Origin of the sequence: Sphingobacterium sp. 40-24 (assembly GCF_001899705.1) — a bacterium.
Lineage (GTDB): Bacteria > Bacteroidota > Bacteroidia > Sphingobacteriales > Sphingobacteriaceae > Sphingobacterium > Sphingobacterium multivorum.
The window spans coordinates 16,933-32,291 of the sequence record NZ_MKWH01000072.1; the positions used below are offsets into that span (position 1 = coordinate 16,933).

Here is a 15,359-nt window from a genome sequence, read left to right on the forward strand (position 1 = left end):
TTAGTGTGCTTCTAGCCAATTTTTGCCTTCTCCAATTTCTACGATCAAAGGAACACTTGTTTTTATAGCATTGGACATTTTGTCCAAAATAATTTTTTTGAATACCTCGATCTCGTCTTTAGGTACGTCAAAAACCAATTCATCATGCACCTGCATGATCATTTTACCTGTTAAACCTCGCTGTTCAATTTCCTTCTGAATCGCGATCATGGCAAGTTTGATCAAATCTGCTGCCGATCCTTGGATCGGAGCATTAATTGCGTTTCTTTCAGCGAATCCGCGAACGGTCATGTTTGCAGAATTGATATCTCTCAAATAACGTCTTCGTTTTAAAATTGTTTCAACGTAACCCTTCTCTTTTGCAGACTCGACGGCATCACTCATGTATTTTTTTATTCCTGTATATTGGTTAAAATATTCATTGATGATATCGGATGCTTCTTTACGAGATATGCCAAGGTTTTGGGAAAGGCCGAAGGCCGACTGGCCATAGATAATGCCAAAGTTAACTGCTTTCGCGTTGCGACGTTGTTCAGAAGTAACGGCATCAAAATCCACATTATAGACTTTCGCGGCTGTTGCCCGGTGGATATCGTGACCTTGACTAAATGCTTCCATCATATTCTGATCTTTACTGAGTTCGGCAATCAGGCGGAGTTCAATCTGTGAATAATCGGCTGAGAGGATCACGTTGTTTTCAGATCTTGGGATAAAGGCTTTTCTGACTTCTCTTCCCCGTTCGGTACGGATCGGGATATTTTGCAAGTTCGGATTAGTTGAGCTCAGACGGCCTGTTGCGGCAACCGCTTGATTATATGACGTATGAATGAGCCCTGTTTCGGGGTTTATCAATTCAGGTAGCGCATCAACATAGGTAGATTTGAGTTTTTGCATCTGCCTAAAGTTCAAGATATCTTGGACGATATCTGATTTATGGGCCAATGCCAATAATACATCTTCACCTGTTTTATATTGTCCTGTTTTTGTTTTTTTAGCTTTAGGATCCAGTTGCAGTTTATCGAATAAGACTTCTCCCAATTGCTTAGGGGAGGCGATATTGAAATTTACGCCCGCTTTCTCAAAGATGGATTCCTCGAGATTTTTAATGTCCTGATCCAGTGTTTTTGAAAACTCTTCAAGTGCCGGAACATCTATTTTTACACCGTTTCGTTCAATTTCAGCGAGTATATAGACTAATGGGAATTCGACATCCTGAGCGAGCTGCATGGTGTTGGTCTCGACAAGAAGGGGTTGAAACACATTTTTTAGCTGTAGGGTAATGTCTGCATCTTCAGCAGCATATTCTTTTACTTTTTCGACTTCAACGTCGCGCATATTCCCTTGCTTCTTTCCCTTTTCACCGATAAGTTCGGTGATTGATACCGGGCTGTAATTCAGGTAATTTTCTGCAAGTACATCCATCCCGTGGCGGGTATCTGGATCAATTAGATAATGTGCAAGCATGGTGTCAAAAAGGGAACCTTGTACCTTTACACCATAGCGTGCTAATAACAAAATATCGTATTTGATGTTTTGTCCTATTTTCTCGATGTTTGGGTTTTCTAGAACTGGCTTGAAAATATCGACTATAGCTTGAGCACCCTCACGATCGGCAGGTGTTGGGACATAATACGCTTTAGCGTTTTCAAAAGAAAATGATAAGCCCACAATATCGGCAAGATTTGCATCCAATCCTGTTGTTTCTGTGTCGAAACAAAAACTATCTAAAGACGCAAGCTGTTCGGCTAGCGCTACTTGTTTTTCCGCTGTGTCGGCCAAAACATACTCATGTGTTGTATTATGTATATTATTTATTGCGACATTTTCGACACTGATTTCAGTGACAATTTCGGTCGTGGTAATTGTCGTCGTTGTTGTCGAAAATAAATCCATTTGCCCATTTGTAGGAATGCTCTTGTCAAGTACGGAGAATTCATCGCCGAAAACTCGTTTTCCAAGTGTTCGGAATTCCAATTCTGCAAATAGTGGTTCAAGGATTTCTTTGTTTGGGTCTTCCAGTTCTAGCGATTTTTCATCAAGTTCAATGGGTACATCCAATAAAATAGTGGCTAATTTTTTGGAGATAAGCCCTTGTTCTGCAAAATTCTCCACGTTCTCGCGCATTTTTCCTTTAAGCTGATCCGCGTTAGCGATAATGCCTTCGACAGATCCGTATTCCTGAACAAGTTTTTTCGCTGTTTTTTCTCCAATTCCAGGTATACCAGGGATATTGTCGACGGCATCGCCCCAAAGACCAAGGATATCGATGACCTGGCAAACGTCAGAAATTTCCCATTTTTCAAGAATCTCTTTGACACCTTGTACTTCTGCTCCATTACCCATGCGTGCAGGTTTATAGATAAAGATATTTTCAGACACAAGTTGCCCGAAATCTTTATCCGGTGTCATGCAATAGACCTGAAAATTTTGCTTTTCAGCCTTTTTTGCCAGCGTACCGATAATATCGTCGGCCTCGTAACCATCCATGGTGATGATCGGAATATTGAAGCCCTCAATTAAGCGATTGATATAGGGGATAGAGGCCGCAAGGTCTTCTGGCATAGATTCGCGATGTGCTTTATAAGCTTCAAATTCAATATGTCGTGCGGTAGGTGCCGCCGTGTCGAACACTACTGCTATGTGGGAAGGTTGCTGATTTTTCAATACATCCAATAGGGTATTGGTAAATCCCATGATTGCTCCTGTATTTAACCCTGTTGAGGTAATTCGGGGAGTTTTGCTCAATGCAAAATAAGCTCTATATATCAGAGCCATTCCATCTAGAAGAAATAGTTTTTTCACAAAATTGAATTTTAGTCTCCTTACAAAGGTAAGAAATTCATCAAAGGGTAAGTTTAATAAATTTTTCCGATTTTTGTACTATGACACATTTAATGCAACAGGATTTATGAGAGGACTGGTAACTAAATCGACAGGTAGTTGGTATCAAGTTTTGGGCGAAGATGATAAAAGATACGATTGTCGTATTAAAGGAAAGTTTCGTACTAAAGGAATAAAAACGACTAATCCTGTTGCTGTGGGGGATTGGGTACATTTTGATGTGGAACCTGATCAGGATAGTGCGGTCATTCACGAACTGGAACCTCGTCGAAATTATATCATTCGAAAATCCGTCAATTTGTCCAAACAAACTCAAATTATCGGAGCAAATCTGGATCAAGCTTTTTTAGTGGTGACACTTGCCTCGCCGCCAACATCTTTAGGTTTTATCGATCGCTTTCTAGTAACAACGGAGGCCTACGGAATTCCTGCCGTAATTATTTTCAATAAATTGGATCTTTTTAGTGATGAAGGGTTGGAGATATTGGCAGACTATAAAGCTATTTATGAACATATTGGCTATCCCTGTTTCGAGGTTTCTGCGTTAACCGGTACCAATATCGACGTTGTCAAGCAACTGCTTAAAGATAAAATAACCTTGGTATCAGGTCATTCTGGGGTTGGCAAATCAACGTTGATCAATGCAATCGTTCCTGAATACGGGTTGAAAACTGGTGAAATCTCCGATTGGTCTGACAAAGGAAAGCATACAACTACTTTTGCTGAAATGTTTGATCTTCCTTTTGGAGGGAAGTTAATTGATACGCCTGGTATTCGTGAGTTGGGAATTGTCGATATAGAAAAACAGGAGCTATCCCATTTTTTTCCAGAGATGCGCGCGTTGATGAATCAATGTCGATTTCATAATTGCAGGCATATCAATGAACCCGGTTGTGTCATTATGGAGGCTGTGGAAGAAGGCTATATTGAGAGTTCCCGCTATGATAGCTACCTCAGTATATATCATAATGAAGATAGTAGATCTTAATCTTTATAAAAATATAGCGCCTTCCTACATCAGGAAGGCGCTATATTTTTATAAAGCAAGGTAGGCGGCAGCCCTTATTGTATCGCTTGTGTCAAGTTTAAAAAGTCGCGAAGATAGGTACACTCTTTTGACGCGATGGTAAAGAATGGGGTATCTTTATATTGTGTGCTCAATTCTTTGAAGTACCTATTTTGCATTGAAAAGCGGTAAAAAGGATTTTTCAAAGGTGAATCATAATACTGCCAACGCGATTCATTGGTATAAACAAAATCCTTTTGTTCGCATTTGGCCAGCATAAAAGTGCATTTAGCCTTGAATTCTTTATTGGAACTGAGCGCGCGCGCTTTGCTATACCATTCCTTTGCCGATTTAGTCTGTAGGTAGTTTCGTTGCCAATGGAGTGTTGAGGGAGCATGGTTATCTGTCGATGACCAATCGTAGGATACGATGGACCATGCATTGCCGTAGGTACTTGTCTGATAGATACCTGTAGCCATTTGAAAGTAATATTCCGCTTTTTTCTGATTGTCTTTTTCCGTTTTTATCGCATTTTCCAACCGCGCCATCCGTTCAGCATATTTTAGTTTGGTTGTATTTTCCTTTCCGTATTTTTTTGGATAGTCATTTATCGTCACAATAAAGGGGTTGGGTTTGATGTCATCTTCATCCGTGCTATACCAGTTTTTAATTTCCTTTATTTTATGGTCTTTAGGAAGTGCTGCTAATGTTTTTGCTGCTTTTTGGAAATCCAGTTCGCGCAAATAAGTTGTACCCAGTAATTCGGTGAGATAATCCCTATTAAAATGTTTGATATCTTTCAATAAGAATTTAGACAGGGTGTTCTGTTGGGAATTGTCCGACAATAAATTCCTTATTTTTAACAGCGTTTTAGGTGTAAGGCTATTTTCCCAAAAGTGCATTGTTGTCCACTGCATATTATCTTCCAATGAGTCTTTCACAAAGCCATAGTTGTAAAAAGCATCTGCCTTTACAGCAGCTAAACTAGCCATAGCGGTGTCTTGTGTGTTCAAATAGTGTTTTACAACAAGATTTTGTAAAATGTTCCGGCAGATTAAACTATAGTTGCTGTATTCAAAAGCACTATAACCCCAGTTTTGTTTGCGGATATCTTCTTTACCATCTAGTTTTGCTTTTTCTTCTAACCACGATAAGGTTTTGGTCAATTGAACTTCATCCAGCTGCTTACTGCTTTGCCAGTCCGTCAATTGTGTGAGCAATCGGGTAATTTGAAGCTGATCAATCAATTTTGGACTGAGGTCAGTCTCTTTTATTCCAGCAAGGTATTCTTTTGCTAAAGCATTTTCCTTATTCATCCAACTTAGGTAGGCAGCAGTAATAAGGCCCAATTGGGGTTGAACATATTTTTTGTCGCGATAAAGTTTTAGCGCAAAATTGCGGAGCGAATCCAGATGTAGTTTAACCTTTCCTTTATCGTCATTTTTACTGTAGTAATTATAATTATCGCTACTGAGGTAAAAAGACTCGTTCATTTCTGTTTCTATCTTATTGACTTCGCGTCCTAATAGTACCGCATTGACGGTGTTAGCAGGATCGAGCTGATAGCAGTCGCTCAGATATTTCAGGGCATAGTCACTTGTTCCAAAGCCAATGATCGCATTGATGTTGAATTTATCGGCATCATTTTTTGCATATTGAAATATCTCGGCATCGCTGGCTGTAATATAATGGAAATTAGCATATGCGAGGATACGCCTTTCCGGACTGGCGGTGAATAATTTGGAAAAGAGATAAGCTGCCCTTGCAGGATCACCATTTTTGCGGACAGCCCCCGCATAGTTGGATAGTGCCCAATTGAGGATAGCTTCGTCTCCCTTAGCAGATTGCAGGTACTTTTCATAAATCGTCATGCTCTTGGCGTATTCCTGCCCAAATAGATATAAACGGGCAGCTTGATAAGCATAGCGGATATAGAGAAAGCTATTTTTGGGGTACTTGGGGATCTGCTGTTCGGCGAGTTCAGCTAATTGTGTGATTTCTTTGAAATTTCGGGTATCCGGATCCCAATAGTTATGTTGAATATTCGTGATGGGTTCCTGCTTTTTGGTGAACATAAAATAAGCGCGTTCAGCTTCATGTTTTCCGTCAATCAATGTGCTTAAGAACGTATTTCCTTTAATGGAATCTGGCAGGTTGATCCAAGTCGACTTTTGTTGATTGCTCGCTAAATTAGCGGTTGCAGCGTTGCTGTTGTACATCAATTGCTCGACATCCTTAACCTTGACCTGGGAACCGAGGTGCTTCACCCAAGTTTCGGAATTGATTAAACTTTCTTTGACTGGTGCTTCCTCCGTATAAAGAAATTGGTAGGGGATGAATTGAAAGGCAGAAAATCCATTGTCCTCCAGATTGGGGAGATAATATGTCGTTTGATTGTCGTAAGGATCCACTTCAGGACCACAGGCGATATTGGTTGCAATCTCTCCAAAGAAGAAAGCTAATGTAGTGCTAGAAAGCAGCAATAATTTTTTGTAATTCGGCATTGCCATGGTTTGCTAGTGTAGCTTGATCTAAATGATAAAAAATAATCCGGTGTTCTTTTCCTTTCAGCTCTCCCTTCAAAAATTTTGCCGTTTGTAGGAGTTCATCCTGATTGATGGATTCAAAACGTATAACATCTCCCTTTTTAAGGTTTGCTTTTGGGAGATCCTTTGTTAAAATATAGAGGTTCGTATTGGGGTTATGGGTAAATAACGCCGAGTCTTTAATATCCTCTTCGTTGATATGTTTTGAAATACCGATGTAATTATTATTTCTGAAAACGACAAACCACTGAAATAGCGGTAATGCAATATCCATTTCCATGGGATAGTTGCGTAATGTTCCGCTTAGATAGGTCTTGAGGTCCTGTTGATTTAAAATGGAGTTCTGATTGCCAAATTGTCTGAGATTTCCCATGTTGTAACACATCAACATCGCTTTTTTCACAGGCGGAATTCCGCTGGTGACCGTATTTTTGACTTGGTGGAGCCGCAGCGTAGAGCTCACGATAACATCTTTTAATGCCGGTAATTGCTGCAAATAGCTGAGCAGATAGAAAAATTTATCACGGGATGTCTTTGTCCAATCGCAGTCCAGTTGGAGTTCGGTAAATTTTTCTTTCCCGGCTTGTTGTATTTTAGCCGTCACAAACGGAACAATCTTATTTGCCACTCCCCTGATCTGCAGGCTATCCATCTCTGCAAAAACACGTTGGTTGACGAATACTACAGGAATCAATTGCTGTTCTTTGGGGAAAGGTTGCGTAAACGTAATGGGGCTAATAGGGACGGCTTGTACACCGGATGGATCGAGATCAATATCCATGATGCGGACATAGATAGATTTCGCGTCAATTTCTTTTAAGGAGCGGCTTTCTGCGGTATCTAACTGAAATACGGTCTTCCAAAAATAGAAGCCCGTTTCATGCTTTGTTTTGGTGCAGGAACCTAAAAAAAGTAGAGATAGTAGTACAAGAAATAAAAATAGTTGTGTTTTACGCAGCATATTCACTTTATTTAGTCGTAATTCAAACAAAATGGGCTTAATTTTGTTTGTTATTCAATAAAATAAAGACGAAATTACAAAGAGATTGTGACTTTATGAAGCCTATTTTCAAATGGATTCTTGGTATTGTAGCGTTTATCCTACTGGCGTTGGCTGGTGGTATTTGGTATTTTAGCAGTAAGTGGAAGCCCCTTTTAGATACTAAAATCAAGCAGCTGGTGTCTCAAGCAACGGACAATTTGTATACTATTACATACGACGATATCCACGTCAACCTGTTATTAGGCAATATAACAATAGACAATCTGCAGCTCGTCTCAGACAGTTCCGTATATAAAAAGTTGGAGTTGGTCAAAAAAGCGCCAGATAACCGCTTTGAAATTTCCATCAATAGGCTGAAAATAAAAAGCTTTGGTATCCGAAGGGTATTAATGGATAAGGAACTTTTTTTGAATGATATCACCGTCGAAACACCAACGATTCATGTCATCAATGAGGTACACCGTTATAACGATACGGTGAGTAGGGGGCCTAAAAAACCATTGTATGAGAAGATAAAGGATAATCTGAAAAAAATTCAGGTTCGGGCTGTCAATTTGAATGATATCGATTTTAAATATACGCAGGTCCAAAAAGGGGTTTATCAAGATTTCGAAGTCAAGAAGGTCAAGGTTCGTATAGATGACGTTTTAATCGATTCGACTTCTGAGCGAGACAAGCAGCGCTTTTATCATACGAAAATGATTGATATTGAGGTTCCTGGTTTTACCTATAAAACTCCGGACGGGTTTTATAAAGTAAACTTTGATCAGTTGAAAATCAATAGTAAAAATCGCAATGTCCTGTTGACTAAAGTTGCTTATCAGCCGACGCTGAATAAGGCTGCTTATTACCGGAAGAAAGGTGAAGGTGGAAGCTATATGGTGCTGAAAATGGATACCCTGCTTTTGACGGGATTCAATTTTGCCGAGCTTTCTCGTGATAAGAAAATATATGCACAAAATGTACGCTTAAAAAATGGTTCTCTTTCGATTTATAGTGATAAACATTATAAAAGCCCACCAACCAGTCAGATTGGAAATGCTCCGCACATGAAATTAATGCAGATGTCGACACGCTTGGGAATTGATTCATTAATTTTAGATAATATAGGAATTACGTATGCTGAAATGAGTGATGAGTATAGTCAAATCGGTACCATTACTTTTGATCACACGTATGGCACGATATTGAATGTGACAAATGATTCGACAAAATTGATTAAGCAGAAGCTCATGCGTGCAAATTTGAGCAGCAATTTTATGAATGCGGGCAAGCTTTCTACCAATTTTGTTTTTGATATGACCTCTAAAGTTGGGGCCTATACCTACAAGGGCACACTTGGGAAAATGGATCTAACGGTCGTTAATAAGATGATCCGGCCATTGTTAAATGTTGAGGTTAAATCGGGCAATCTCAGTCAGATTACATTTGACATATGGGCTAACGATTACCGTAGTAAAGGAACCTTTAAAATGGATTATGATGACCTCAAAGTTAATATCCTGTCGGAGCCAGGTGATGACGGTCGTCGAGAAAAAAAGGGGCTGCTGTCTTTTATGATTAATCAGGTGTTGTTTAATCCGGGCAATCCGGATTTATACGGTAAATATACGGTAGGGCATATCAATAAGCGCAGGGACCCCAATCATCCATTTTTTAAAGCGATGTGGCAGACTTTGTTGGTTGGAATTAAGCAATGTGTCGGCCTTGGTCCAGAACGGGAAGCTAAACTGATGAACACAGCTGGAAAAGTTGAAAAAGTCGTTGGGGGAATCAGCAAGGCCAAGAAAATGATTTCAAGTATATTTAAGAAGCACAAAACGCCTGAGGAGTTGCTGAAGGAAGAAAAAGAAGATGAGGCCAAAGAGGCGGCAAAGATTGAAGAGAAGCGGAAGCGTGACCGTGAAAAAGCTGAAAAGGAACTCGAGAAAGAAGGGGCAGGAAATTAAAGATCCGTTTCACGTGGAAAGGTTGCCTTGGTTTAGTCAGCGCGCCAAAAAATACAACGGAGATAGATTTGCATTTATTGACAGATTTATCTTAGTTTGAGACATTATGATAGATTCGATTTTAAGTTTTATCCGATTTGTTTTCAAATATAAAAATGGGCTTGTAGACAAAATCATGTTCTATGTGAGCATGATTTGCGCTGCAATCGTTTTATTTAATGTAGGCTATGTTACTGATCCTGCATTAGGGAAATTGCTGGGTAAAACAATTCATTATCTTTTCTTTGTGCTCTTTTTCATGATTGCTCTCCGCGAGTCGTCATCCATTTACGCACTCAAAAAAATTGCTGTGGAGCATTACTCGGGCCTGGTGATTCTCATTTACTTTGTATTTATTCTTATTGCCCGTTTTGCAGGATTTGGAGCACTCGCTGTTTTTTCAAGAGAACAGTGGGTTTATCTCGGAATCTATTTAATTTTTATCGCGGAGCTATCGAAGAGCACACTTTTCTTTGATAATTTTTATTTTAATCCGACCATATTATTTGTCATCAGTTTCCTGGTTCTGATCTTGCTCGGCACCGTACTCTTGATGCTGCCGCGAACTACGGTAGAAGCTCCATTAAGTTTTGTGGACGCCTTATTTATGGCAACAAGCGCTGTTTGTATCACTGGCTTGTCGGTTGCCGATATTTCAACCAATTTTAGCATGTTTGGACAAACTGTGGTCATCGTCTTGATACAGGTTGGAGGATTAGGTATTATGACATTTACAGGTTTTTTTGGTTATTTTTTTTCGGGCGGATTTTCATTTAAGAATCAATTGATGTTTGGTGAAATTTTAGGTGAAAATAAAGTAGCCTCCGTCATTAAAACCCTATTGACCATGATCTTTATTACGCTGCTGTTTGAATTTCTTGGAGCGATACTGATCTTTAGTACCTTGGAAAGTGCTAATTTCCCAAATTTGGGGAGCATGGTTTTCTTTTCGATCTTTCATTCCATTTCGTCATTCTGTAATGCTGGATTTTCGATCTTATCTGGAGGAATTACCCATGAAGCCTATAAATTCAATTATCCGTTCCAATTGGCATTGTCCTCGCTTTTCATTCTGGGCGGTCTGGGGTTTGGAATAGTATTGAATTTCTACACCTATATGAAAGAATCCATATTGCTTTATTATCACCGATGGATCACAAAGAAAAACTATAAGCATAAAGCATGGAGCTTTAGCTTTAATTCTAAATTGGTGCTGGTCTGTAATGCGATTATTATTGTAGGTGCCACTTTGTTTTTCTATTTCTTGGAGCGAGGGAATACACTTTCTCTTGAAAAGGGAATCGATGGGGAATGGGCGACTTCCTTCTTTATGGCCAATGCCGCACGTTCGGCAGGTTACAATAGTGTTGATTTGAGTTTTGTTGGGCCACCAACTGTTTTTTTGATTATGCTGCTGATGTGGGTCGGGGCCTCTCCCGGATCTACTGGTGGGGGAGTAAAGGTAACTACCGTTGCTGTTTCACTGTTGAATATTGTTTCGCTGGCTAAAGGAAAAGAATATATAGAGATTTTTAAAAGGCGAATAGCCGGCGAATCTGTTAACAAGGCTTTTGCGATTATTTTATTGTCGTTTTTTGTGGTTGGATTCAGTTTTTTTGTGCTCATTTTTACTGATCCAGATAAGAGTATGAAAGCACTCCTCTTTGAAGCACTATCAGCCTATACAACATGTGGATTAAGTTTGGGGATTACACCCTCGCTCAGTATGGGGGGGAAATTAATTATTGCGTTGACAATGCTTGTTGGACGTGTTGGGATGTTGACGCTATTGGTGGCTTTTATTAAAAATACAACCCGGAGAAATATTGTATTTCCGGAAGAAAAGATCTTGTTTTAAGCAGACAAGTGACCGTTTTGGCTAAATTTGATGGCTTTATCAGCGGAATATGAGCATATAAATTGAAAGATAGCTTGGAAATAAAGGTAAATTTATTTTAGTTTGAGATATGAAGTATATTGTTTTAGGATTGGGGCATTTTGGACGTTCTTTAGGGGTACATCTTACTGAACTCGGGCATGAGGTGATTGGTGCCGACCGAAATCTCAGTATCGTTGAACAATTAAAGGACAAGATAACGCACACGGTATGCCTAGATACCACCGACCGAGAAGCGGTATCGTCATTACCGCTTAAAGATGCTCATGCTGTCATTGTTGCAATTGGAGAGGATGAGGGAGCTTCGCTCATGACCGTAGCGCTCTTAAAACAGTTGAAAGTTAAACGCATCATTGGTCGTATTGTTTCAGATTTACAAAAAACTGTGTTGGAGGCCATGGAAATCAATGAATATATCATGCCGGAAGAAGAGGCTGCTGAGCGGTTGGCAATGCGTTTAGACAATATTGATATTGTCGATTCGTTTAAAGTCTCGGATAAATACTCTATTGTGGAGACTAAAGTTCCGGCGCGTTACGTGGGGATGACCTTGCGTGAAGCGAACCTGACGAATTTATACAAGGTGATCGTCTTAACCACCGTGAAAATTACAGAAATGAAAAAGGATGGTGTGACTAAAGAACAAAAAGAAGCTTCAGGAATTGCCGCATCGGAAACGATCATGGAAGAGGGGGATATTTTGGTTGTTTTTGGTGAGCTATCCAATATTAATAAGTTAATTCAAAAAGGAGAATAAAATATGTTATTGACAACAACAGGTACTATTGAGGGACACCAAATTGAACGCTATTTGGGAATAGTCTCTTCCGAAGTGGTTCTGGGGGCAAATGCAATCAAGGATATGATGGCGGGCTTTCGCGATTTTTTTGGCGGAAGATCCAACTCTTATGAACGTGCATTCCAGGAAACCCGTGAAGCAGCGCTGCGTGAACTTGAAGACCGTGCACGCGCCTTGGGCGCTGATGCGGTCGTTGGGGTTCGACTGGACTTCCAGACGGTAGGAACAGGAGGAATGATGATGGTGGGCGCAACGGGAACGGCGGTAAAAATGAGATCTTAATTACAAGGGAGCAAAAAATTTTGCTCCCTTTTTTATGTGTCCCTCGCTAAGGCAACATTTCAGCTATTGAGTGCCCAAAGGCTTGCCCCGATTTTTCTAGACACCTTCTATTTATGTATTTAAAAGGAAGAGCGAGCGATTGCCGAGTCAATACAGTTAATACCCTGCTGTTAACAGGACACTGAGCGATAATTATAATTGTATATAAAAACAAATTTATCTAAGTTTGGCTTTTAAGACTTTTAAACAACCTAAGAAGGTAAATGAAATCATCGAGATTTATCAAACCGCGAATAATGTGTTCATAGATACAACGAAAAGCAAGTTATGAATGAACGATTATTTGGTAAGTTGAATAAATTAGATATATTCATCACCTTAAAATGACAAATTTATACGGATGAAAAATTGGTTTAAGGCGAATTCAGCACATTTGATCGTTATTGCGATATTTATTGCGCTCGTATTTTTTTATTTTACCCCTGTTTGGCAAGGAAAAACACTGGCGCAGTCGGATGTGGTACAGGCGCAGGCGGCGCAGAAGGAATTATTTGATTTTAAGGCAAAGGATGGTAAAGCGCCCTTATGGACTAACTCGATGTTTGGCGGAATGCCGACTTATCAAATTTGGCAAGAAAATGAGAATAACATTGGTACCTATTTCTTAAAAGCGGTTAAGTTCGCCTTTCCGAGCCCAATGGATACGGTGCTATTTTATTTGTTGGGGGCTTATTTCCTTTTTAGTGTCTTACGGATCAAACCCTGGCTTGCCGCAGTCGGCGCAATAGCCATTGCATTTACATCCTATAATTTTATTTATATTGAAGCTGGGCATATAACAAGGGCCAATGCAATCGCATTTATTCCGCCTGTTATTGCTGCGGTTATTATGTGTTATCGGGGAAGTAAATTGTGGGGGCCTGTATTATTGGCGTTGTTCCTTTCGCTGGAAATTCGCGTCAATCACTTACAGACAACCTATTATCTGTTAATAGTCCTCATGGTATACGTGATTTTCACGTTCATCGATGCGCTTAAACAAAAGCAATTAAAAGGTTTTTTTATCGCTTCAGGAAGGCAGATTATCGCAGTGGTCATCGCTTTGATGGTAAATGCATCTATTTTATTGCCGACTTGGGAATATAGTAAATTAAGCACGCGTGGACATGCCAATATCACGAAGGTTGATAACAACAATGCTAAAGAGAAAGGACTTGATAAAGAATATGCCTATGAGTGGAGCCAAGGGATTGGTGAAACCATTACCTTTTTAATTCCGAATGCCTATGGTGGTTCAACTGGAGGACAATTGGACGAGAAATCACATGTCGCTAAGTTCCTAATGGAACGAGGAGGGGCGTCGGAGATTCAAGCTGGCCAGATGGCGCAAGGCATGCCAACCTATTGGGGCGACAAACGTTTTACTTCGGGGCCATGGTATTTTGGGGCAGGAGTTTTCTTCCTATTTGTGTTGGGGCTTGTTATTGTCAAGGATCGCTTCAAGTGGTGGATTTTGGCAACAACCATTTTAGCGTTGCTTTTGTCATTCGGAAAAAACTTTACTCTTGTATCGGATCTGTTCTTTGACTATTTCCCTATGTACAATAAGTTTAGGGCTGTTGAATCTATTCTTGTTGTGGTTTCCATTACCGTGCCAATGATGGCGATTATGGCAGTAAACGAACTGTTAACACGTGCTAAGGAGATACCAAACTTAGATAAAAAAATCTTGTATACCTTTATTGGTGTCGGTGGAGTCTGTCTGTTGATTGCCGTAACGCCGGATCTCTTTTTGAATTTTGGAAATGCGGGGCATAGCAATTTGGTAGAAATGTTAGAGCATCAGATCGGAGATAAGGCCTTTGCGACAGAGTTGGCAAACCAGTTGGTTCTGGATCGCAAAGATATCGCGAGTAAAGATGCCTACCGTTCCTTTTTCATTGTTCTGCTGACCTCTGGATTTGTTTGGGTCTTTTTAAAGAAAAAACTGAGCGAGGGTGTATTATTAGGGGCTTTGCTCGTCTTATTCTTGTTTGATTTATGGAGTGTAGATAAGCGCTTCTTGAATGACAAATCTTTTATGGAGAAGGGTGCTACAGCACAGCAAGTATTCCAACAACGTGAAGTGGATCAATTGATCTTAATGGATAAAGATCCAAGCTACCGCGTACTTGACTTGACTTCAGATCCGTTTTCGGATGCCCGTCCGTCCTACTTCCATAAATCCTTAGGCGGATACCATGCAGCAAAATTAATGCGTTTCCAGGAAATTTTGGAAAATCAATTTAATGGCGCCCTGAACGAAGATGTATTGGATATGTTCAACGTACGTTATTTGATTACGACAGATCCTCAGAATCAGTCACAACGTATTGTAAGAAGAAGTACAGCTGCAGGAAATGCTTGGTTTGTAGATCGGGTAAGTTTTGTGAAAGGAAATGCCGAAGAAATGCAGGCAATCAGTTCGTTTGACCCACATAAGGAGGCCTTTGTGAATCAACAATATCAAAATGAGATTAAGGCTAAAACTTCGAATGCTTCAACGACAGGAGAGATTAAGTTGACCTCCTACCATCCCGATAAAATGCAATATGAATATACATCTGCCAATGATGCCTTTGCGGTATTTTCTGAAGTATTTTACGATAAAGGGTGGAAAGCTTATGTGGATGGAAAGGAAACGCCTATTATTCGTGCGGATTATATCTTAAGAGCACTGCAGTTACCTGCGGGAACGCATAAGGTAGAATTTGTTTTTGATCCAGAGTCGCACAAATTGGGTAATGTATTGACTTTAATCTCGTCTATTGTTCTTGTATTGGGAATAGGCGCGGCGATATATTTCTCCTTTAAAGGGAATAAAAAAGAAACAGCGGCTTAGCTGCTGTTTCTTTTTATTGTGTGAGCTGTCTCGTCCTGAAATATCGATACACAAAAAGAATCGTTATGGAAGAAGGAACAAATTATGTAAAGCGGACTCAGCGTGATTACACTTTA

9 protein-coding genes are annotated in these 15,359 nt (G+C 39.9%); 6 read left to right on the top strand and 3 right to left on the bottom strand.

Going from position 1 to position 15,359, the window contains the following annotated elements; genetic code table 11:
• The gene (gene polA, locus BGP15_RS26710) at positions 1-2,802 is read right to left on the bottom strand and encodes a DNA polymerase I (RefSeq protein WP_201639964.1); all 2,802 of its coding nucleotides are present in this window, start codon (positions 2,800-2,802) and stop codon (positions 1-3) included.
• 106 nt (positions 2,803-2,908) lie between these two features.
• Here polA and rsgA point away from each other — a divergent pair, with 106 nt between their 5' ends.
• Positions 2,909-3,829 (top strand): ribosome small subunit-dependent GTPase A, encoded by a 921-nt coding sequence (rsgA, locus tag BGP15_RS26715; RefSeq protein ID WP_115046310.1) that lies wholly within the window; start codon positions 2,909-2,911, stop codon positions 3,827-3,829.
• 74 nt (positions 3,830-3,903) lie between these two features.
• On the opposite strand, the gene BGP15_RS26720 is transcribed toward rsgA, so the two are convergent.
• A complete protein-coding gene (locus BGP15_RS26720; RefSeq protein WP_286771216.1) occupies positions 3,904-6,351 on the bottom strand; it encodes a tetratricopeptide repeat protein in 2,448 nt (815 codons plus the stop codon).
• Positions 6,317-7,354: a hypothetical protein gene (locus BGP15_RS26725; RefSeq protein WP_286771217.1), complete on the bottom strand. Its 1,038-nt coding sequence runs from the start codon at positions 7,352-7,354 to the stop codon at positions 6,317-6,319. The genes BGP15_RS26720 and BGP15_RS26725 overlap by 35 nt, the downstream gene beginning before the upstream one ends.
• A 95-nt stretch (positions 7,355-7,449) precedes the next feature.
• Here BGP15_RS26725 and BGP15_RS26730 point away from each other — a divergent pair, with 95 nt between their 5' ends.
• From BGP15_RS26730 to BGP15_RS26750, 5 genes are all read left to right on the top strand, one after another.
• Positions 7,450-9,345 carry an AsmA family protein gene (locus BGP15_RS26730; protein WP_286771218.1) on the top strand — a complete coding sequence of 632 codons (1,896 nt, stop codon included), beginning with the start codon at positions 7,450-7,452 and terminating at the stop codon, positions 9,343-9,345.
• A 106-nt stretch (positions 9,346-9,451) separates the two neighbouring features.
• Positions 9,452-11,242, top strand: a complete 1,791-nt coding sequence (locus BGP15_RS26735; protein ID WP_286709827.1) for a TrkH family potassium uptake protein — start codon at positions 9,452-9,454, stop codon at positions 11,240-11,242.
• A gap of 109 nt (positions 11,243-11,351) precedes the next feature.
• Complete coding sequence (locus BGP15_RS26740) at positions 11,352-12,038, top strand: potassium channel family protein (RefSeq protein ID WP_046673051.1); 687 nt, start codon at positions 11,352-11,354, stop codon at positions 12,036-12,038.
• A gap of 3 nt (positions 12,039-12,041) precedes the next feature.
• Entirely contained in the window at positions 12,042-12,362 is a 321-nt protein-coding gene (locus tag BGP15_RS26745) for a YbjQ family protein (RefSeq protein ID WP_046673052.1), read from the top strand.
• A gap of 400 nt (positions 12,363-12,762) precedes the next feature.
• Positions 12,763-15,243 carry a YfhO family protein gene (locus tag BGP15_RS26750; RefSeq protein ID WP_286771219.1) on the top strand — a complete coding sequence of 827 codons (2,481 nt, stop codon included), beginning with the start codon at positions 12,763-12,765 and terminating at the stop codon, positions 15,241-15,243.
• Positions 15,244-15,359 lie beyond the last annotated feature (116 nt).

What these genes read in the sequence shown, in the direction of transcription:
- BGP15_RS26740 (WP_046673051.1), top strand. Translation starts at nt 11,352, where the DNA reads ATGAAGTATATTGTTTTAGGATTGGGGCATTTTGGACGTTCTTTAGGG.
- BGP15_RS26750 (WP_286771219.1), top strand. Translation starts at nt 12,763, where the DNA reads ATGAAAAATTGGTTTAAGGCGAATTCAGCACATTTGATCGTTATTGCG.
- BGP15_RS26730 (WP_286771218.1), top strand. Translation starts at nt 7,450, where the DNA reads ATGAAGCCTATTTTCAAATGGATTCTTGGTATTGTAGCGTTTATCCTA.
- BGP15_RS26735 (WP_286709827.1), top strand. Translation starts at nt 9,452, where the DNA reads ATGATAGATTCGATTTTAAGTTTTATCCGATTTGTTTTCAAATATAAA.
- BGP15_RS26725 (WP_286771217.1), bottom strand. Translation starts at nt 7,354, where the DNA reads ATGCTGCGTAAAACACAACTATTTTTATTTCTTGTACTACTATCTCTA.
- BGP15_RS26745 (WP_046673052.1), top strand. Translation starts at nt 12,042, where the DNA reads ATGTTATTGACAACAACAGGTACTATTGAGGGACACCAAATTGAACGC.
- rsgA (WP_115046310.1), top strand. Translation starts at nt 2,909, where the DNA reads ATGAGAGGACTGGTAACTAAATCGACAGGTAGTTGGTATCAAGTTTTG.
- BGP15_RS26720 (WP_286771216.1), bottom strand. Translation starts at nt 6,351, where the DNA reads ATGCCGAATTACAAAAAATTATTGCTGCTTTCTAGCACTACATTAGCT.